The 19945-nt window shown below is 62.3% G+C and carries 14 protein-coding genes; 5 read left to right on the top strand and 9 right to left on the bottom strand.

What is annotated here, in order from left to right; translation table 11 throughout:
* Positions 1-1775: 1775 nt before the first annotated feature.
* From rsmG to BJI47_RS12640, 4 genes are all read left to right on the top strand, one after another.
* On the top strand, positions 1776-2453 hold the full coding sequence (rsmG, locus tag BJI47_RS12655; RefSeq protein WP_088944105.1) for a 16S rRNA (guanine(527)-N(7))-methyltransferase RsmG: 678 nt from the start codon (positions 1776-1778) through the stop codon (positions 2451-2453).
* A gap of 64 nt (positions 2454-2517) precedes the next feature.
* Complete coding sequence (locus BJI47_RS12650; protein WP_088944052.1) at positions 2518-3519, top strand: ParA family protein; 1002 nt, start codon at positions 2518-2520, stop codon at positions 3517-3519.
* Between the two features lie 4 nt (positions 3520-3523).
* Complete coding sequence (locus BJI47_RS12645) at positions 3524-4558, top strand: ParB/RepB/Spo0J family partition protein (RefSeq protein ID WP_088944051.1); 1035 nt, start codon at positions 3524-3526, stop codon at positions 4556-4558.
* Between the two features lie 221 nt (positions 4559-4779).
* Positions 4780-5466, top strand: coding sequence for a hypothetical protein (locus BJI47_RS12640; protein ID WP_088944050.1), 687 nt, complete (start codon positions 4780-4782; stop codon positions 5464-5466).
* A gap of 26 nt (positions 5467-5492) precedes the next feature.
* Here the strand turns inward: BJI47_RS12640 and BJI47_RS12635 are convergent, their stop codons facing one another.
* The 8 genes from BJI47_RS12635 to BJI47_RS12600 all read right to left on the bottom strand — a co-directional run bounded on the left by BJI47_RS12635 (position 5493) and on the right by BJI47_RS12600 (position 17040).
* Positions 5493-6686: an N-acetylmuramoyl-L-alanine amidase gene (locus BJI47_RS12635; protein WP_088944049.1), complete on the bottom strand. Its 1194-nt coding sequence runs from the start codon at positions 6684-6686 to the stop codon at positions 5493-5495.
* A gap of 226 nt (positions 6687-6912) precedes the next feature.
* Positions 6913-7245 (bottom strand): thioredoxin, encoded by a 333-nt coding sequence (trxA, locus tag BJI47_RS12630; RefSeq protein WP_088944048.1) that lies wholly within the window; start codon positions 7243-7245, stop codon positions 6913-6915.
* Positions 7246-7283: 38 nt separating this feature from the next.
* Positions 7284-8273 (bottom strand): thioredoxin-disulfide reductase, encoded by a 990-nt coding sequence (gene trxB / locus BJI47_RS12625; RefSeq protein ID WP_088944047.1) that lies wholly within the window; start codon positions 8271-8273, stop codon positions 7284-7286.
* A 139-nt stretch (positions 8274-8412) separates the two neighbouring features.
* Complete coding sequence (locus BJI47_RS12620; RefSeq protein WP_088944046.1) at positions 8413-9135, bottom strand: hypothetical protein; 723 nt, start codon at positions 9133-9135, stop codon at positions 8413-8415.
* Positions 9136-9224: 89 nt separating this feature from the next.
* Positions 9225-9818 (bottom strand): RNA polymerase sigma factor SigM, encoded by a 594-nt coding sequence (sigM, locus tag BJI47_RS12615; RefSeq protein ID WP_088944045.1) that lies wholly within the window; start codon positions 9816-9818, stop codon positions 9225-9227.
* Between the two features lie 126 nt (positions 9819-9944).
* The gene (locus tag BJI47_RS12610) at positions 9945-14072 is read right to left on the bottom strand and encodes a murein biosynthesis integral membrane protein MurJ (RefSeq protein ID WP_088944044.1); all 4128 of its coding nucleotides are present in this window, start codon (positions 14070-14072) and stop codon (positions 9945-9947) included.
* Positions 14069-16453: a DUF6049 family protein gene (locus BJI47_RS12605; protein WP_088944104.1), complete on the bottom strand. Its 2385-nt coding sequence runs from the start codon at positions 16451-16453 to the stop codon at positions 14069-14071. The genes BJI47_RS12610 and BJI47_RS12605 overlap by 4 nt, the downstream gene beginning before the upstream one ends.
* Positions 16453-17040: an NUDIX hydrolase gene (locus tag BJI47_RS12600; RefSeq protein ID WP_088944103.1), complete on the bottom strand. Its 588-nt coding sequence runs from the start codon at positions 17038-17040 to the stop codon at positions 16453-16455. The genes BJI47_RS12605 and BJI47_RS12600 overlap by 1 nt, the downstream gene beginning before the upstream one ends.
* A gap of 181 nt (positions 17041-17221) precedes the next feature.
* Here BJI47_RS12600 and BJI47_RS12595 point away from each other — a divergent pair, with 181 nt between their 5' ends.
* The gene (locus BJI47_RS12595) at positions 17222-18628 is read left to right on the top strand and encodes a CCA tRNA nucleotidyltransferase (RefSeq protein ID WP_176224833.1); all 1407 of its coding nucleotides are present in this window, start codon (positions 17222-17224) and stop codon (positions 18626-18628) included.
* On the opposite strand, the gene BJI47_RS12590 is transcribed toward BJI47_RS12595, so the two are convergent.
* Positions 18599-19909, bottom strand: coding sequence for a hypothetical protein (locus tag BJI47_RS12590; RefSeq protein WP_254900575.1), 1311 nt, complete (start codon positions 19907-19909; stop codon positions 18599-18601). The two genes, BJI47_RS12595 and BJI47_RS12590, sit on opposite strands and share 30 nt — an antisense overlap.
* Between the last annotated feature and the right edge of the window lie 36 nt (positions 19910-19945).

Below are 19945 nucleotides of genomic sequence, written 5' to 3'. Positions count from 1 at the left end.
CTGGGCCGTCGGGAATGGACTCGGTACTCGAGAGAGTGTGTGTCGCTCAGACGTCGGTTGGTGCTCGAGGGTGGCCAGCGGTGACGGAATCCTTCGTCGAGGGTTCTGTGGCGCGGCAGGCCTCGGGGCCGTCTGTGTTCCTCAACCCCGAACGGTACATTGGGTTGCGACCTGCTCGAGTGGGCAGCCTCGGCTCGAGGGTGGAGGCTCGGATCGAGTGGGCAGCGCTGCTCGATGGTGCGAGTTTTGGTTCGAAGGGGTCCGCCCGGGTCGATCTCGAGGGGGGTCCGCCCGGATTTTTGGGGTCCGCCCGGATTTTTGGGGTGCGCCGCAGCCATCGCGCTGATCGGGCGCTCGCTACTTCCAGGTCGCGACCGGTCTCCATCGCCGGACGACCGACGGCCCTTGCCTAGGTAGCCGCCGGCAAGTTGCGCGAGTTTTGGACCGGTCCTACTTCCGCGAGTGTTGATGAGGAAGTTCGTCTGCCTGACTTCCCGTCCCGTCCCGTTCCGTGAAGAGTTCGCAGACTGCCGCTTGGGTGGCGTCGTTTGATAGTCCGGAGAAGTTTTGTCGAGGATGCTGATCTCCGAGTATCGCGCAGGAGCGGACCGTCATGTGGCTGTACTTCGCGTCGGCACACCACGCCGCCCACGGAGTGCAGTGATCATGGGTTTGGCGTCGGGGAGTGAGTTGTTCGGATCTGAGCGTCGACCGCACTAAGTTGCCACGACGAATCGATAGTAGGGTTCGGTCAGCTCGACCTCCGCTCAAATGCTCCGGATGTTGGGATTCGAACCCCCTGTAGGAGGTTCGAATCCCAATACAGAGAGTAAATTGGACGAGTGGCTCGCTACCCGAGTGGCTCGCTACCCGAACCGCTCCCTCGGGCCGCACCGCGCCGAACACGAACGGAACGGTTCGCAACCCGAGTCCCTCGCTGGGAGTCGCTCCCCTCGAGCCGAGCCGAGCTGCCTACGCCGGGCCGCTCCCCTGGCACTGCGTTGGCCAAGCCGAGTGGGTGCCGATTCTGAACCCGATCTGTTTCCAGGACCCACTCCGATCCCGTACTTCCCTCGGGCCACAACCGGGGCGTTCTCTTGGGTGAGGACCGGAGTCATATGGATCACCTGAGCTTGCATGCCCTCTCGAGGGGGTGTCGCGCAGGGAGTGTCCGGGTACGAGGGAGCCCTCTTCTTCTGGAGCACTGATTACTCCGCCAGATACTTGTAGAGCTTCATGTGCGGCCATATAGCTCGGGGAACCCGAGATCGAGTGGCCTCCCCTATCCAGTCCGTCGGTCGGAGGGCCGACTGGGCTTCAGATGTGCGAGACGAGTCAGAGCTGAGAGGCTCGAACGCCACATCAGTTTCACGTGAAACTTTGTGATGTCGACGGGATGACTTGTTTTTTGATGTTCGACACGGTGGTTTGATGAGCACCAACGACAGGCTTGCGGCAAGGGTTTGGAGTTGATGTTGGCTTCCCATTACTCGCAACCCTTTGTTGGCCGCATTCTTGCCAGGCTCGGATGTGTGCGTTGGACGACGGCGTCGTGCTCGTTCCGCGAAGCGGGAGACCAGGGTGTGATCGGTGCGTCACCTGACTTCGGATCGACCGATGGCCGGTGCATCACGACGATTGGTCCATGGATGTTTCACGTGAAACAGTCATCGTCAGGCAACACCGGAATTTTCCTGGGCAGGAACAGTAGCGGTGACACGACACGGCTACGGAATGTCCCGATGGGTTGGCGAACGGTGCTCGGAAGCGAGACAATGTTCCACGTGGAACCAGAAGCGTTGGATGACGATCAGTTGATGGCAACCGCAGAACGCGTGTTTGGTCCGCGCCTGAATTTGGCTCAGCAATACTACGAATCCCTGGCATCTGACGGCGTCGAGCGTGGGCTGATAGGCCCCCGCGAAGTTCCTCGGCTGTGGGAGCGACACTTGCTCAACTGCGCTGTCGTCGGTGAGTTGATCGACGAGGGTGAGCGGGTCGTGGATGTCGGTAGCGGAGCTGGATTGCCGGGAATACCTCTGGCGATCGCCCGCCCGGATCTACACATCACTCTCATCGAGCCACTCCTTCGTCGGACTGTGTACTTGGCCGAGTTCATCGAGAAGCACGAGCTGAACATTCTTGTGGTGCGAGGGCGCGCAGAACAGCCGGGAGTCAAGAAGGAAGCCGGCGGAGCCGACGTCGTCACCTCGAGAGCTGTTGCCCCTCTGGAGAAGCTTGCTAAGTGGTCGCTACCCCTCATTCATGAGCGTGGCCGGATGCTTGCGTTGAAGGGAACGAGCGCCGAAGAAGAGATAGAACGCGATCGGGCTTCCCTTACTCGCATGGGTGCTGGCAAGCTAGAGGTTGTGAAGTGTGGCGTCGATATATTGCCGACACCGACAATCGTGATTCGAGCCGAAAGAGCATCTCGGCGTTCCCTCCGCACATGATGTGCACTCACTTCATTCCTGCTCGTTCGTAAGCAACAAACCAGTTCCGCAATAAGGAGCACCTATGTCGGGTGGATTTGATCCCGCTGTTTCACGTGAAACAAGTACCACGGAGAACGATGCACAACCCGCCTCCAGGCCGAAGGGTGGATCTGGGTTCGACGCGTTCAGCGGCATCTCCGCAAATGACACCCCCATCGGTGCTGCCGCGCAGCGGGCAAGCCAGGTTCTACATCCGAGAAGCGTGACCTTGCCGAAGCTTGCGCATCGCCGAACGATGACGATCGCAAATCAGAAGGGCGGGGTCGGGAAAACTACGACAGCCGTGAATCTCGCTGCGGCTTTGGCGCTCCAGGGCCTCACCGTCCTCGTGGTCGATCTGGACCCTCAAGGCAACGCCAGCACGGCTTTGGGCGTCGAACATCACTCAGGTGTGCCCTCGAGCTACGAGGTGCTCATAGGCGAAGTGACCGCCCGAGAGGCTATCCAGCAGAGCCCGCACAGTGAGCGTCTTTTCTGCATTCCGGCCACGATCGACCTTGCCGGTGCCGAGATCGAACTGGTGTCCATGGTCGCCCGCGAAGGACGTCTGAAGACTGCGCTGACGGATCTCGCGGACATCGACGCAGACTTCGTGTTGATCGATTGCCCTCCGTCGCTCGGACTGCTCACAGTCAATGCCATGGTTGCCGCCACCGAGGTTTTGATCCCGATTCAGTGCGAGTACTACGCCCTCGAGGGCGTAGGACAGCTTTTGCGAAACATCGAACTGGTGCAGGCCCATCTCAATCCCCAACTGCATGTTTCGACCGTCATCCTTACGATGTACGACGGCAGAACAAAGCTCGCAGACCAGGTTGCGGAAGAAGTCCGAAAGCACTTCGGGGACGCAGTGCTGCGTGCGGTGATTCCTCGCAGCGTCAAGGTCTCGGAGGCACCCGGTTATGGAATGACGGTCTTGGATTACGACCCAGGTTCCCGTGGCGCGATGAGCTACTTGGATGCTGGTCGTGAACTCGCAGCACGCTCGTCCTTTGTGGCGACCGATGGAACTCAGGAGCATTAGGGATATGGGTCAAGCGCGCAAGGGTGGATTGGGACGCGGACTAGCAGCTCTCATCCCCACAGGGCCCGAGGCAGGTCCTCGACTCGGGAGTGCCGCCGCGGATGTAGTGATCGGTACTGCGGCGGACGGAAAGATCAGTCGTAACGCGGCGGAAAAGGCAGCGCGTGAGGCGTCCGCGCCGACTCCGACGCCACCCGTCCGGAGCAGCGAAGAGGACCTCTCCCCTGCCGGCGCGGTGTATCGGGAGATCGATCCGAAGCTGATTCAACCCAATACCAAGCAGCCGCGGTCGGTGTTCGACGAGGAAGCTTTGGCCGAACTCGTTCACTCGATCCGCGAGTTCGGGTTGATGCAGCCGATCGTCGTGCGTCCGGTTGCCGATGGTAAATACGAACTGGTGATGGGCGAACGCCGCTGGCGCGCGAGCCAAGAAGCGGGCCTCGAGTCGATTCCTGCCATCGTTCGTGAAACCAACGATGACGCGATGTTGCGTGACGCGTTGCTCGAAAACATCCACCGAGTTCAGCTCAATCCCCTCGAGGAGGCCGCCGCATATCAGCAGTTGCTCGAGGAATTCGACGTCACCCATGAGGAGTTGGCAGCGAAAATCGGTCGCTCGCGTCCCGTTGTAACCAACATGATTCGACTGTTGAAGCTGCCGATTCCCGTTCAGCGACGAGTCGCAGCCGGCGTTTTGTCCGCCGGACACGCGCGCGCTCTCCTGTCGTTGGATGCGGGTTCGGATGCGCAGGAGGCTTTGGCGGCGCGAATTATTGCGGAGGGCCTGTCGGTTCGCGCGACGGAAGAAGCCGTTACGTTGGCTAACCGTAACGACGACGTCAGTCGGAATCCCGCTCCTCGCCGCAAGCCGATTCAAATGCCAGGCCTTCAGGACGTTGCTAATCGACTCTCGGATTCGTTCGATACCCGCGTGACAGTGAGCTTGGGTAAGCGAAAAGGCAAGATTGTCGTCGAATTCGGCTCGGTCGACGACCTCGAAAGGATCGTCGAGATGATGGAAAGTCAGAAGAAAAAGTAGCGCCGAAATCGTAGGCACAAACACCCATGGCAGTTATGTCACTGTGACGTAAGTCCCCTATCGATGGCCGGAAGGATGCGAATGATGTTGGCGTACAGCATTGTTCACTTGTCGGGCGTTCGGGAGGATCAAGGTTGCGACGACCGCTCACTTTTGACGCGCGTACCCGTGCGTCATCGCGGCCGGACGACGAAATTCGGTACTTGGAGGCTGAGGTAGCAGTGTCGACACTCGTTACTGGAGTCACGTTGGACTCCTTCGATCAACTACCGAAGCACACGCGACGGTGTCGGTTCTGGGTGCTCGATCCGGCGAGGACACGTGCCGACGGTGAGTCGCTCGATTTGGAGTTCGAGAACGAGGCGTGGCTTTCGATGGTCATGCTCGAGTGGGGATCCTGCGGACAAATGCTGTCGGTCGGATCGGAGATCCTTGGATGCGCTTTGTATGCGCCCCCGGGTGCGGTACCCCGGTCCACCACTTTTCCAACGTCACCGGTCAGCGCTGATGCTGTGTTGCTGACAACGTTGAGAATCGAATCGGATGTCGATCGCGAGGGACACTCGGCTTCGTTGATTCAGGCTGTAGTCGCCGATCTCGTCAATCGTGGCGTTCGCGCGCTCGAGGCATTCGGGATTCGTAGAACTGAGGAGGACGAGGCGATCGGCCCGCGGGCGACGATGTCGTTGACGTGTTCGGAGACGGAGTGCATGGTCGACGCCGACTTCTTGGAGCAGGCCGGATTCGAGGTGGTCGCACCACATCATCGATACCCGCGACTTCGACTCGAATTACATCGCGATCATGGATGGAAGGAAGACGTCGAGTCGGCCCTCGAGCGATTGCTGATTGCGGCCAGTCTGACCGCGGTAGAGATCGAGCACAAGCAAACCGTCGGAGTCAGATGAGCGGAGGTCGCGAAGCGCGACCTCCGTCAACTCCGATCTGCCGCAGCGAGCTCCTCGGCGAGGAGCTCGGCGAAGGTGAAGGTTCCGGTGGGCTGATCGTCTTGACCCAATAGGTACAGACGCTTCACCGAGATGAGAATTGCCTCGGCGATGATGTCCCGGGATCGGGGATCACTGAGAACATCGATGTCGGAAGTGTTTGTCAGATAACCCATGTCGACTTGCACCGTCGGCATGTTGGTGAGCCGCAACAGATCCCACGTTCGTCCGTGGCTGCGACAATCGAGTAGCGGAGTCCGGGCAACAATTTCGCGCTGTATGTAACCGGTGAGAGTCTGGCCGATCAAGGACGCCGAACCGTGGGAGTTGCCGAAATGGAAACTTGCCACTCCGTTCGCCGCTGGATTCGGGCTCGACGCACAGCGAAGTGAAATCATCAGGTCCGCATTGAAGCCATTGGACGTCTCGGCACGCTCGGCAACACTTGGATTGGTTCCACGTGCACGGGACAGAAACGTCTCCATCCCGGTGGCGGCCATTCGACCCTCGAGGCGACTGGCGACGTCCCAAAGAATTTCTGCTTCGGAGATTCGGCCGAACATGCCGTGGACTATGCGTCCGGTATCGGCGCCACCGAGATCAGGATCGATCACGATGCGCTTACCAGTCAATTGTGGGCCGGCCGCCCGGACGAGTTCTTGTTCACTGATGGCGTGTGGTGATCCACCCGTGACACGCGTGCCGAGCAGTTCGAGAGAACGCAGCGTTGCAGGACCGCAAATGCCATCCGGGGACAGGCCGATTTCCCGTTGGAACGACGAGAGCCCTTCGTGAGTTTCAGGCCCGAAATATCCGTCGACGCGCTCGCTGTAGAAACCCAAGTCCTGCAACCGAGTCTGGAGGGTCGCAATATCGTCCCCGTACAGAGGAGCAGAAAGCTGGTAGATGAGAGTCCGAGCGCCGAGCCGGTACGACGCTTCCTTCAGAGATCGGTAGGTAGCTGGTCCTACGACACCATCGACCAGTAGGCCTCGATATTGCTGAAAGGCGCGGACGGCGTCACCCAAGGAGCGATCGAAGTCGGATGCGGGTGGAGTCCAGTGCGTCGGATCGTTCACGGAAGATCGATCTGTTTCCTCCACCAAAAATCCGAGCGAGACAAGCGTGCTCCGAACCTCCGCGACGGCGGGTCCAGAATCGCCGTGACTGAGTCGGTGCATACAGTTGACCTTCCGATCTCGAGATTGATTGCTGCAACGACTGTATCCGCAACCCCGGAACAGGGAGTTCCGATTCGGGGTTGGGCCGATACAAAAGTCGATGTGCCGAGCTTGTCGGCACATCGATCAATTGTCGCAGAAAGTAACCGTCAAGCCCCAATCCGCCAGGTAAAGCGGACGGATCGCGGCGGTGGTGACTGTCACTGCTCAGGCGTTGTCTGCCTGATCACAGGACAGCTTCGAGCTCCTTGAGAAGTGCTGCCTTACCCTTGGCGCCGACGATTTGCTTGATCGGCTTGCCACCCTGGAAAAGGATCAGGGTTGGAATCGACATGACCTTGAAGTCACGAGCCGCCTGTGGGTTCGCGTCGATGTCGAGCTTCGCGATCGTCAGCTTGTCCGAGTGTTCGGCCGCGATCTCCTCGAGTACCGGGGCGACCATCTTGCAAGGCCCGCACCATGTGGCCCAGAAGTCGACGAGAACGGGCTTCTCGCTGCTGAGCACGTCGTCGACGAACGACGCATCCGTGATGGTGACGGTCTTCTTGTCGTCGGACATGTGTTTCTCCTGGTTGTGTAGTAGTTCGGGAACGAAATTCAGGCGTTTACTACGTCTACCGGCTGATCGGCGTGCGCGAGCGTGTTGGAGGAAATATCGCCCTGCTCGGCGAGCCAGCGCTCGGCGTCGATGGAGGCAGTGCAGCCGGTTCCGGCCGCGGTGATTGCCTGCTGATAGACGTGATCCACCAGGTCACCGGCGGCGAACACTCCGGGTAGCGACGTAGTCGAGGACGGCGAGGCGACCTTGACGTAGCCTGCTTCGTCGAGTTCGACCTGGCCCTTGACCAGCTCGTTGCGCGGATCATGACCGATAGCGACGAACATCCCCGTCACCTCGAGCGTGGTCTTCTCTCCGGTGATCGCGTTTTCGAGTGCCACCCCGGTGACAGAGGTCTCGCCCAGGACTTCGAGAACGTTGGTGTCGGTGAGGAAGCGAATCTTTTCGTTGGCCTTTGCCCGCTCGAGCATGATGCGCGACGCACGAAATTCGCTGCGTCGATGGACGATGGTGACGCTGCGTGCGAATCGAGTGAGGAAGGTCGCCTCTTCCATGGCCGAGTCCCCGCCACCGATGACGGCAATGTCCTGATCGCGGAAGAAGAATCCATCACAGGTGGCGCAGGCGCTGACACCCCGTCCGAGCAGCTTTTCTTCACCCGGAATTCCGAGGTAACGCGCAGCCGCGCCCATCGCAAGAATGACAGCGCGTGCCTGATAGGTCTCGCCGCCGGCGGATACGGTTTTGATCTCGCCGCTGAGGTTCATCTCTTCGACGTCTTCGGTACGAATGTCTGCACCGAATCGCTTGGCCTGCTCGCGCATCTGCTCCATCAGGTCCGGTCCCATGATGCCTTCGCGGAAACCGGGGAAATTCTCGACGTCCGTGGTGGTCATCAAAGCACCCCCGAACTGGGTTCCCTCGAACAGAATCGGCTGGAGTTCAGCCCTGGCTGCGTATACACCGGCGGTGTATCCGGCCGGTCCCGAGCCGACGATGATGAGATCGTGAACCTGTGGGGTTGTCATGCGGACCTTCCGATCGAATGTGCTGTCTACCGATGGCGTTGATACAAAAGCCGAGGGCATAGTCCTGGCACGCCCACCGGTTATGTCAACACCAGCGTAAAGGGTGTTGTTCCCCGGTAGTTCTCCTGCGCGTCGGAGATCAGTTCAGATCGCGACGGACCAGTGTCTGTGGGTTGCCCTCACCGCAATCCGAGCCCACCACGAGTACGGTCATGCCGTTCATCGGAAAACGCGGCACGACGAGCAGTGTCGCGGATCGCCCGTCGACCTGCACCGGAGTGGCTGCGAGCAGAATTTCCTGAGGGTCGAAACCGTTGGCCGCCAAGCATTCCGGAAGATTGCCGGCGTCCTTCAGTTCGGTTGGATCCTGTCGGCCGAGGAGGTCGCGGACACCGGCGAAATTCAGGCCGCTCGAATCGAGAACCAGGCTGGGCGGATACGCCGGTGCGGCTACGGTGTCGGGGTCGGTCGGTCCACTCGGGCGGGCGAACAGCAAAGCGGAAAGCGAAGCAACGATCGCGACCGCAGCTGCGATACCGATACCCGTATAGGCCCATCGGCGTGAATAACGACCGTGTCGGCCACCCAACGAGGATTCCTGCTCGGTCGTCAGCGCACGATCGATCCTCTCGGCGACATCCGGGGGCATCGGCTCACCGGAGTCGAAGTCGCTTCCGAGTGAACCGAGACGGGCAGAAAGCGCGTCGAGAGCGGAGATGACCTCCATCGCTTTCGGATCTTGTCGAACGAGAGGCCAGAGCTTCTCACCGACCGACTCGTCGAGTACTCCTGCATGGAGATCCGCCAACAGGTCGGGTGAGTACGGAGCGACGGGTAGAGGCTCGGTTCCGTACGATGCCACTTCGGTCTCCTCCCGGCGCAAGCTCTACCCACGGCCCGTATTGTTTGCGGGGCAATCGTGCCTACACATGGTAAGACGCGCCGGATCGGCTAACGGTTCCCTTCGTACCGGAAATACTCGAGCTGTTTTACTAGTTTCAACCGTCCACGGGCGCATCGGCTCTTGATCGTGCCGGTGGGTACACCGAGCATGCGGGCAGCATCTGCAACCGAGTACCCCTCCATGTCCACCGCGACGACGGCGGATCGTTGTTCAGGTGGCAATGACATGAGTGCCTTGTGTACCTCGATGGAGGTCTCGACGGCAGACATCTGATCCCGACCATCGACCGGCTCGATGTCGTCCTCGTTGGTGAGCGAGACGGTCGGTCTCGAACGGTTACGTCGAATGCGGTCGAGGCACGCGTTGACGACGATCTTGTGTAACCAACTGCGAACGGCTGCATCGGCCCGGAACGTGGCCGCTGTGCGGTGGGCTGACAAGAGTGCTTCTTGCAATGCGTCGGCAGCGTCCTCGTTGGTATAGCTGGTTCGGCGTGCGGTCATCCAAAGGTGCTCATGATGTCGATGTACCAGCGAAGTGAACGCATCGGCCTCCCCGGCCACGTGCGCACTCAGCAATTCGACGTCGGAGCGTCCGCCGAGAAGACCCCCGACAGCCCAGTCCCTATGTAAATCCCCCATACGAAAACGGCTCCCCCCCGTATTACCGCATTGTCGGAGAGCCTAAGGCATAGAGACCGTCGAGTACGAAACGTCCCCCGAACCGAGACGTTCGCAGGTCAACGGCGGGTTGATCGGGAGCAGTCGTCAGGGCTGCGCGGTGAAGCCGAAATCAGCGATCGTCGATTGATTGCGACCACCGTCGTTGCCGAGTCCGGTGATCCACAGCAGAACATGCGTCGTGGGCTCGGAAACGGTCAGTGGGATGTCGGTGACGCCGTTGCCGAGTGTCGCCTGCCCGATGACCGTCGTGTCGCTCAGGCTTGCGGAATCGCTTGGAGCGGAACGGATTTCAACAACGGTACCCGGAGAGGGCGAGTTGACGAAGGCACTGGTGAGGACCTTTGAAGACGGCAGGGTTGCGAGTAGTCCTACGCCTTCCTTGAGTGACGGGAAGGGTTGGAAGTACGCGTCCGTGCTCCAGGTGGAACTGGGGTCGCCGTCGATGGCGTTGCCCGCTGAACGGGCGTTGTCCGCACTGCCCTGAGGTGAGAACACTTCGACGGAGTCGATCGCTGTCGGAGCAGCTGTTGCCGGCGGAGCGACGTCTTCTGCACCAGGTGTGGCAGGGGCGGTCGCGCTGGTGGTGAGACCGAAGTCCTGTTGGGTCAGCGGCTCGTCGGAGCTGTCACCCGCGAGGAATGTGAAGAGCCAGTAACCCGCGAAGCCGAGGACGATGACGGTCAATGCGCCCAACACGACAAGTGCGATGTTGGTGCGCTTCGACCGCAATTGTTGAGCGGCTATTTCCTCAGGGTCGGCCAGCGAATGGCCGGACGCGCCCGGTGCACGCTGACCGAGGCGTAGTGCGGGCATCAAATCGGTCTTGTCGTTGATGACTGCAGCCTGATCCAGCACGTGCTGGACAGTCGCAGCGGTACGGATCCCACTGTTCTGCTCGAGTGCACGGACGGCGACTGCCGAGATCTCGAATGGCACGTCCGGTCGGATACGACGCGGCTCGACGGCGTTGCCGCTCGCGTCACGGTCCGCAGGACGCATGCCGCCTACCGAGCGTGGGGCCGAATCCGAACCGGCAGCGTTGTCGAGAGGCCAACGCGCTGTGATCAGGGCGTACAGCATGGCGCCGAGCCCGCGAACGTCGGAACCCGGGTCTGCATCCGCCAACGTCGCCGGGAACGCGAGAACAGCGTTTCCGCTGCTGCTGATCCGGACGCGGTCCGGATGGTCGATCGACAGTGCTCCGCCGCTTCGGTGTGCTGCTTCCGCGGCGGCGGCGAGGGCCTTGATGGCCCGAGCTGCACCGGTCGGCGATGGAACGGTGTCGGCCATTTCGCGTAGCGAACGACCCGGGGTCCATTCGGCGACGACGATGCCGCCGGAACTGCCGCGGACGACGTCGAGAACGCGAGCAAGACCTGGGGAGTTGATCCGCCCCAGTCGCAGGGTGCGGGACAGGATTGCCTGAGGGCCCTCGGGACGGTCGGGCGAGAGCGCGGACGCTTGCTGGTCGGCGTCGACGAACGTCAAGGCCACTTCGCGGTCCAACTTGACGTCGTGGGCCTGCCAGAACTTGAGGCCACGCGCTCCACCGTGCGGGGTGAGCAGACGGTAGCGACCGCCTGCCACGGACGCACCCGGGATGAGTTTGGGGCCACGCAGAGACCGTGCAGGTTCGGAACCCGGTCCGACGGGTGGCAAGGCTGGTGATCCGACCGGAGTGGCACCGGTCTCGTGTGCGAGGCCACGGCTGGACTTCCTCGCTGCGGTCGTGGGTGCGTCGTCTGCTGCGGCTTCGGTCGTGTCCTTGGCGCCCGAAACGATCTTGCCGGCCGCCGGGGTGTCCTTGGATTCGGCCTTGGCAGACTCGGTCTTCTTTTCGGCAGATGCTTCCGACGTCGTGGCCGCGGTCGCATCGACTGCTGTGGAAGTTTCAGCTTCCTCGGGTGGTGACGACTTCTTGAACGGTGAGGGCATCTTGGTAGGCGCGGTGGCCTTCGATGGCTCGAGCTTGCCCGACGCGTCTTTGGCGCGATCGTCCACCTCGACACCGCCGGCATTTCGCTGGGTGCCTTTCACTGTGGACTCGGCCGGCCCCCCAGCCATATCGTCGTCGGTCACTCTCACTCCTTCACGCGTCTCTGCCCCGAGTTGTCCTACATATCGTCCCGTCGCATGTCGCAGCGGCGGTGGTGCCGCAGGCCGACCTGAGGGGTACGGGGTCCCGGTCTGCCGCGGTCCAGCGTACGGGAGTTGTTGGGGAGAATTCTCCCATGCGCGCCCCGAGCCGACGACCGCTATGTGTTCGGCCGAATCGAGGTCGGTCGTTCGCGTCGGATCGGGGGTCTCGATCGACTTCCCACGGAAACGTCGAACGAGTTTGCTGACGGCGACGGTCACTGCCAGAACCTCGGGAATCCGGCCGAACCAGAGGATTCCGAAGGTTATCGACAGCATCAGAACGGCGCAGATGCCAACTCGGAGCATTGCACCGATGGCTCCCAGTGCGTCGGTGATGTTGCCGAGATCGGCGATCCGGTCGATGGCCAGCATGGCGGTGCCACCCGCGGCCGATGCGAGCAGGACCATCCAGATGGTTTTACCGATATTGATCATCCGCAGGTTGCCGAGACTGCGATGGAGCAGGAAGCCACCGATGCATGCACCGACCACGAATCCGAGTCCGTTGGCGACGCCCAGGATCAGCACCACCTGCTCGTCGTTGCTGGCCAGTATCGGGGCCAAGGCCGACAGCGCGATCTTGACACCCGTGATTCCTAGGATGATCCAGGTGGGAGTCCATGCCTGTTCCCTGGCGTAGAACACGCGCAGATGTATCAGGACGAGGGCATACGGGATCAGTGTGAACGCCGACCAGCTGACGGCTTCGCCGAGTCGACTTGCATCGTCGGCGAAGTTTCCGAAGCCGAACAGTGCCTCGCCGACCCAGGGGCCGGCGAAGGTAAGGAACACCACGATCGGCACCAACGCGACCAGCGTCAACCGGGTGGCCACCGACAGGTCGTCCACGACGGCAGGAGTATCTCCGTCGGCTGCATTACGGCTGAGCCGCGGCATGATGGCGGTGAGAACGGTGACGCCGAGGATGCCGTACGGAAGTTGAAGCAGGATCCAGGCCTGGGAGTAGATAGCCGGGCCCGCGGCGTCTGCTTCGGCGGAGATCCTGGTGGCGAATACGAGCCCCGCCTGGCTGATGACGACGTAGAGGATGATCGCGGCAGCCATACCGCCGAAGGTCTTGAGTCGGGCGTCGATCCCCCAGAGCGGTCGAAGGTCGATCTTCTCTCGACGTAGTGCCGGGATCAGGGCTACGACCTGCGTGATCACACCTGCGGTGACACCGAGTCCGAGGATGAGGACGTGTGGGTCACTGATCTGCACCGGATCGAGGGAAATCTCGCCCGGCACGAAGAAGTAGAGGGAGAAGATCCCCAGCACTACCAGGTTGTTCCAGACCGGGGCCCACGCGCCGGGTCGGAAATTCTGGCGCGTGTTCAGGATGGCGGTCAGCAGGCCCGAGAGTCCGTAGAAAAGGATCGCGGGCAACAACAGGTACGACAGCGCAGTGGTCAGATCACTGCTGACCTTGGCATTCTCGTCGATCAGCATGCGGCTGAGCAGGGGGGCACTGATGGTGGCGATCAAGGCGACGATGGCCAGCATCGAGAATGCGATGGTGAAAAGCCGTCGAACGAACGACGCTCCGCCGTCGGAATCCTCCATTTCGGCGCGAACTAGAACCGGAACGACGATGGCGCTGAGCACGGCCCCGAGAACCAGTTCGGAGATCATGTTCGGGAGGATCGTGGCCGAGGTGAACGAACTCGCGATCGCGCCACCGAGAATCCCCAGCATGACGATCTGCTTGAAGAATCCGGTGATGCGGCTGACAAGAGTTGCGATCGCGATGGATCCCGTCGCGGCCATCAGAGATTTTTGTTGCTTTTTGGGGGCCGACGGCTCGGCCGGACCGGGAGCGCTCGTCGACTCTACGACAGGTGGGTAGTCCTCGTCGCGGAACCGAGGAATCAGCTGAGTGACGGAATTGTCCGGGGCAGGGCCACCATCCGGGGATGGCGGTGCTGGATAGCTCCGCATCTCACGGAACGGACCTCGGGGAGCAGGCTCGCGTTCCCAGGGTGCCGCTGACGGCTCCAGGGTTCGGCGGAAGACCTGAGCCGCGGGCAGCCGCGTGCGTGGGATGTCCCCTTCGTACGGGATGTTCCCGGTCATGGTCGTTCGTACCCTTCGTCGGCCGGGTCTGGTTGATCCCTGAACCTGTGCCACAGTCGGCGTCCGGCAAGCAGTAGCAAAAGAACACCTGCGCAGACGGTAATGATGGCCAGCGCTTGTCCGTACGCATTCGACCGTACGGACACAGTCGATGCTTCGCCCAATTGCTGCCCGTCGAGGGTGGTCAACGAAAAGTCGACGGACAGGTTGCGGCTGTCGTCGACCTCGGCCGGAACGGTGATCGTACGGCTACCTCGAGGTGGAAGCGGGGTGGCACCGACGTCGGTGATGCGCATCTCGGGAGGCGCGTCGACATTCAACCGCACGTTGATGCCTACCGGCAGATCGTTCTGCGCGACCAGAAGCAGAGGACTCTGCTCCGAGGCCAACGTGTAGACCCCGCCTGGGGCGAGGACCGTCACCGCGTCGAACAGCGCGTCGACGCCTTCCTCGGAACTGCTCGTTCTGATACTCGCCATCTCGGCTGCATCGGCGGGGTCGGTGTCCTTACCTGCCGATGTGAGGGCGCGCAGCAGGTCCTCCTTCAGCGGCGCCGTGTACAGCCGGGGTGTCAACGGCAGTTGAGGGTCGTCGATCAGGGATCCGGCCAAAGATTCGATCCGGCCACTCTGAATGCGGACGCGATCCTCGGTGTTGGTGTCCCTGCCTGCCTGCTGCACCGTTCTGGCTTCGACGGGCATCCCGGTAGGCGGCTCGGCCAGCAGCTCGGTGAACGGTCGCGGTGAAGCGAGCCCGGAGCGCAGCATCGAGGAGATCGACGACAGAATCGCGCCGGGCTCGTCACCGTCGGCGCTCCAGTTCTGCGGTGGTGCAATCGTCAAGTTCCGCGGGGTGCCGTTGGGCGGAGTGAGAGCGTGATAGACGACGGCTCCGACGGCGTCCTGCAGGCGGGCGGTTCTCGAGTCCTGCTCGAGGTCGAAACGTTGATCTTCCGGAGTGAAGTCCGGGGTCGACGGCTCGGACCCGACAGCTGCCAGTGCGGTGGCGGTGGCCGCGTCGAATACGGCGGCCTTCAACTCGGCGTCGACGCTACTTCCGCCGGTGACCAGCGCAACTCCGCCTGCCGCTGCGGGGGCCACGCTGTTGTCGGCGACCAGGGCAGTCCGCGGCCCGACGGATCGCACCGTTGCCGCGGCGCGCGCGCCGAGCTGGCCGGAAGCACTCCAGACGATGTCGGGGACCGAGGTCACTCCGAGGATCGAGTCCACGATGGTCGACGGAGACTCGAGCGCACTCGATACCAGTGATGCGTCGCCGACATTGCCGAGTGCGTCGAGATCGACCTGGGCGAACGGAACGGTGGTGACGCACATCGAATCGGCCAGTGGCTCGAGCCGGGAAAGCCAACTGGCGGCGGCGTCTCTTCCGGTCCCGTCGTGGGCCGCGCCACGTGGATCGGCCGGATCGTCGACCACCAGATAGCCCCGAGCCATGTTGGCGACCGTGACCAGGAGGTCGGGATCGATGGCCAGGCACATGCTGTCGGCGAGGCGGTTCTCCGGATCGAGTTGGTCGCTAGTAGCGTACTCGACGGCTGCTAGTAGCTTGTCCAGCCGACCACCCGTTGCGAGTTCTTCGGCAAGCTCGTCGTCGACGAGTCGGACCTTGTCCTCGAGCGATCCCGGGATCCCCGCAGCGAGTCGGGGCTTGTCCGCCAGCGGCCACATCACGGTCGTTGCTATCGGGCTCGACGTGCTCGGTGGGAGCGCGATGGCGTCGGGGGCCGTCGGATCTGTCGCGGTCGGATCACGCGGAACTCCGGCTACGGGTAGCAGGAAGCGGGCGTCGTCGAGTCGCGCGGTGCCCCCGTACTCGGGTGTGCCGTTGACGTTGAGTAGTAGCGGGTAGACCCCTGGTGCATCGATGCCCAACGAGGGCCCCTGGGTGCCTCGCAGCGGTAACGACACCACGAAGTGGGTGCTCGCACCCCGCTCGAGACTCTGTGCGACGTCCTGGAACTCCCCGACCGCCCCGAACTGCTCTTGTTCGAGGGTCAGCGACGTACGAAGCTTCTCGGGCCGGTCGACGGCATCAGCGCCCTGCATGCGGACGCTGATGTCGTCGACGCGTCGGTCGCCGGTGTTGGTGACGGTGGCGCGCACTGTCACGAACGGTTCGCTGGTGGTGGTGACGGTGGCGGGTGCGACGGTGTCGATGGACAGTTGGAGGAATTGAGTGCCCCGGCGAGTCTCGGGGAGGTCGCTGTCCTCCGATTGGTAGGTGAGATCCGCCGACGTCGACGGATCGCTGTTCGACGGCTCCTGCGCGCTCGCGGTCGCCGGCGTCAGGGCAGCAGCCGGCGCGAGGACAAGCAGGAATGCGGTCAATGCCGCCGCAGTGACCCTGGTACGCCGCACGATCACTCTTTGCCGGCGGCGGTAGCGCCAGGTGTCTTGGGAGGGCTGGGTGTCTTCGAATCGGATCGATGCATGTCCTCGATCAACCGATCGGCGATGGCGGCCAACTTTCGTTCGTCGGCATACGCGAGCCGTGACTGTAGTTCGCTGAGCGGAACCCAGGCCACCTCGGTGACCTCGATGTCTTCATCGGAAAGTTCGCCGCCGAGGAAACGGAGTAGGTAGTGGTGGACGGTCTTGTGGACACGGCGACCTTCGGTGACGAACCAGTAGTCGATACTTCCCAGCGTCGCCAGGACCGAACCCCGGATTCCGGTTTCTTCGGCTACTTCACGCATGGCAGTCTGCTCGGCTGTCTCGCCCTGTTCGATATGGCCCTTCGGGAGCGACCACAGCAACCGACCTCGGCGATCGGTGCGTCCGATGAGAGCGGCGCAGCGCTTCTCGGGTGGGCCGTCGAGACCGTCCACCACCAGGCCACCGGCCGAACTCTCACGCACTGTGCGGAGTTTGGGCTTGTCGTTGTCGACGCGTGCGTTTCGCCGCCGCGGGTTGCGGCGGCTCCTGTTCGCACGTTCGCCAGCAGACACCCAATCCATACTAGTTGGAAAAACGGGGCGGTCTCTCCTCCCGCACCGAGACGGGCGTACTCGTGATCACTACCTCTCGCCTAGGCTCTATCAACCCTCTCGCCTAGGCTCTATCAACGTGGCCGAACAGTCTCCAACACCCCGACACTCCGATGCGAGCGACGACCGGCGGGAAAGACTGATGGCGGCGGCCGCGTCGACCCTCGGAGAGTTGTCCGGCGTGCTGAGTCCGCTTGCCGATCGCTTCGCTGCTCACGGGCACGAGCTGTACTTGGTTGGTGGCAGTGTCCGCGATGCGGTCCTCGGTCGGTTGTCCGGCGATTTGGACTTCACCACCGACGCGCGCCCCGAGGTGGTGCAGCAGTTGCTGTCCGGCTGGGCCGACAATCAATGGGACACCGGCATCGCGTTCGGCACGATCAGTGCAGCGAAAGACGATCAGCTCATCGAGATCACCACCTTCCGCACCGACTCCTACGACCAGGTCTCGCGCAACCCGCAGGTTCAGTACGGAACCAGCCTCGAGGAAGACTTGATTCGACGTGATTTCACCGTCAACGCGATGGCGGTTCGGCTCGGCGCGGACGGGTTGCAGGAGTTCGTCGATCCGCTCGGTGGGATGGACGCAGTGCTCGAGGGGCTTCTCGATACGCCGTCCACTCCAGAGAAGTCGTTCAACGACGACCCGTTGCGGATGTTGCGCGGGGCGCGGTTCGTCTCGCAGCTCGGCTTCACGCTGATGCCGCGCGTGCACGAGGCCATTTCGAACATGGCGGGTCAGATCGAACGGATCACTGCCGAACGCGTCCAGGCGGAACTCGACAAGTTGCTGCTCGGCGACTACCCCATCGACGGTATCGACGTGATGTGCGAGACGGGTCTCGCGGCGTACGTGCTGCCGGAGGTGCCGGCGATGAAGCTCGAGATCGACGAGCACCACCAGCACAAAGATGTGTACTGGCATTCGTTGACGGTGTTGCAGCAGGCCATCGACCTCGAGGACGGTGATCCCGACCTGGTATTACGTTGGGCTGCACTACTTCACGACATCGGTAAGCCGGACACGCGAAAGCACGAGCCGGCCGGTGGTGTCAGCTTCCACCACCACGAGGTCGTCGGGTCGAAGATGGTGCGCAAACGGATGCGCGCGCTGAAGTACTCGAAGAGAATGATCGACGACGTCTCGCAGTTGGTATTTCTGCACCTTCGGTTCCACGGCTACGGCAAAGGACAGTGGACCGATTCGGCGGTCCGGCGTTATGTCACGGACGCGGGAGACTTACTTCCCCAGCTGCACAAGCTCGTTCGCGCCGACAGCACCACCAGGAACAAGCGTCGAGCGGCGGCGTTGCAGGCGACGTACGACGATCTGGAGGAGCGGATCGCACGTCTCGCCGAGCAGGAGGATCTGGCCAGAGTGCGCCCGGATCTCGACGGCAACGCCATCATGGAATTGCTCGGGATCGAGGCCGGGCCGGACGTCGGGAAGGCCTGGAAGTTCCTCAAGGAATTGCGGCTCGATCACGGACCACTCCCCCGTGAGCAGGCCGAGGTCGCGCTACTCGAGTGGTGGAAGACCCAACTGTGACGAGCGGCGGGCACGACGGCCGTTGAGGATGACGGCGACCAGGCCCACCATGTAGACCACGACCCCGGCGTAGACGACGGCATGCGCCGACACCTCGCCGGCCAGGTCGGTGTATCCGGCGCCCACCGCGAAGGCGGCAGTCGCGAGCGAGGCGACGAAAGCGATGTTGAAGACGGTGTCCTGCAGGGCGAAGACACGTCCGCGATGGTCGTCGTCGATCTCGGTTTGCATCGACGCATCGCCGGTGAGCTTGACGGTTTGTCCGGCGACGCCGAGTAGGAAGGCGCCGAGGAGCAAGCTCGTCTGGGTCATGGTGGCAATGAATGTCGCCTGGACGACTGCGGCGAGAATCAATGCCCCGACAATGGATCGCACTCGACCGAATCGTGGAAGAACGAACGGGGTCAGGACCGCTGCCAGGAGCATCCCAGCTGCTGTTGCGCCCACGGCGATTCCGAAGCCGGCGAGGCCGCCAGGGAGAGAACTCGAGCCTTTCTCGCGCAGGATGAGCACCATGATCAGGGTGTCGGCGCCGAACACGATGCGGTGCGCGCCGATACCTGCCAGCGCCGCCGTGACGGTCGGCGATCGCCAGACGGCCGCGGCACCGGATCCGAGGCCTGCGGCGATATCGGCGATTGCCCGTAACGCGGCGTGCTCGGTCGGTTCGGCAACTGTGGCAGGCCCGAGCGATTGCGGTGCGAACCGAGCTGCGGCAATCGTTCCGACGATGGATCCGACTGCTGCTGCGCCGACTGCTATTCCGGATCCGAGGTCTCCGGCTCCGACAAATCCGATTATCGCGACGGCAGTGCCTGCGCCGGCAGCGGCGAATCCCGATCCGATGGTAGCGAGCAGTGAATTCATCGGAACCAGCCACGAGGTGCGCACCACGTGGGGCAGGGATGCAGATACTCCGGCGAGCACGAATCTGCTCAATCCGACTGTGGTGAGCGCCAGCAAGAGCAGCGGTGTCTCGCCACCACCCGTGCAGAGCAGTAGTGAGGTGGTCGCGATCAGGATCATGCGTAGGACGTTGGCCCACAGCAACACTGCGCGCCGATCCCATCGGTCGAGCATCGCGCCCGCGAAGGGGCCGATGACCGAATACGGAACCAGCAGGACGGCGAATCCTGCGGCAATGGCCAATGGATTGGATTCGCGTTCCGGGTTGAACAGGATCGCCCCGCTGAGCGCGGCCTGGAACAGTCCGTCGCCGAACTGACCGGCAAAGCGAATCGCGGTGAGCTTGCCGACGCCGGGCGATGTGCGCAGCCGCATCCGCAATGTTTCTTCACTCACTTGCCGCATAGTAGC

It is taken from the genome of Rhodococcus sp. 1168, assembly GCF_002091955.1.
Classification (GTDB): Bacteria; Actinomycetota; Actinomycetes; order Mycobacteriales; family Mycobacteriaceae; genus Rhodococcoides.
This window is presented reverse-complemented; position numbering and strand designations above follow the sequence as displayed.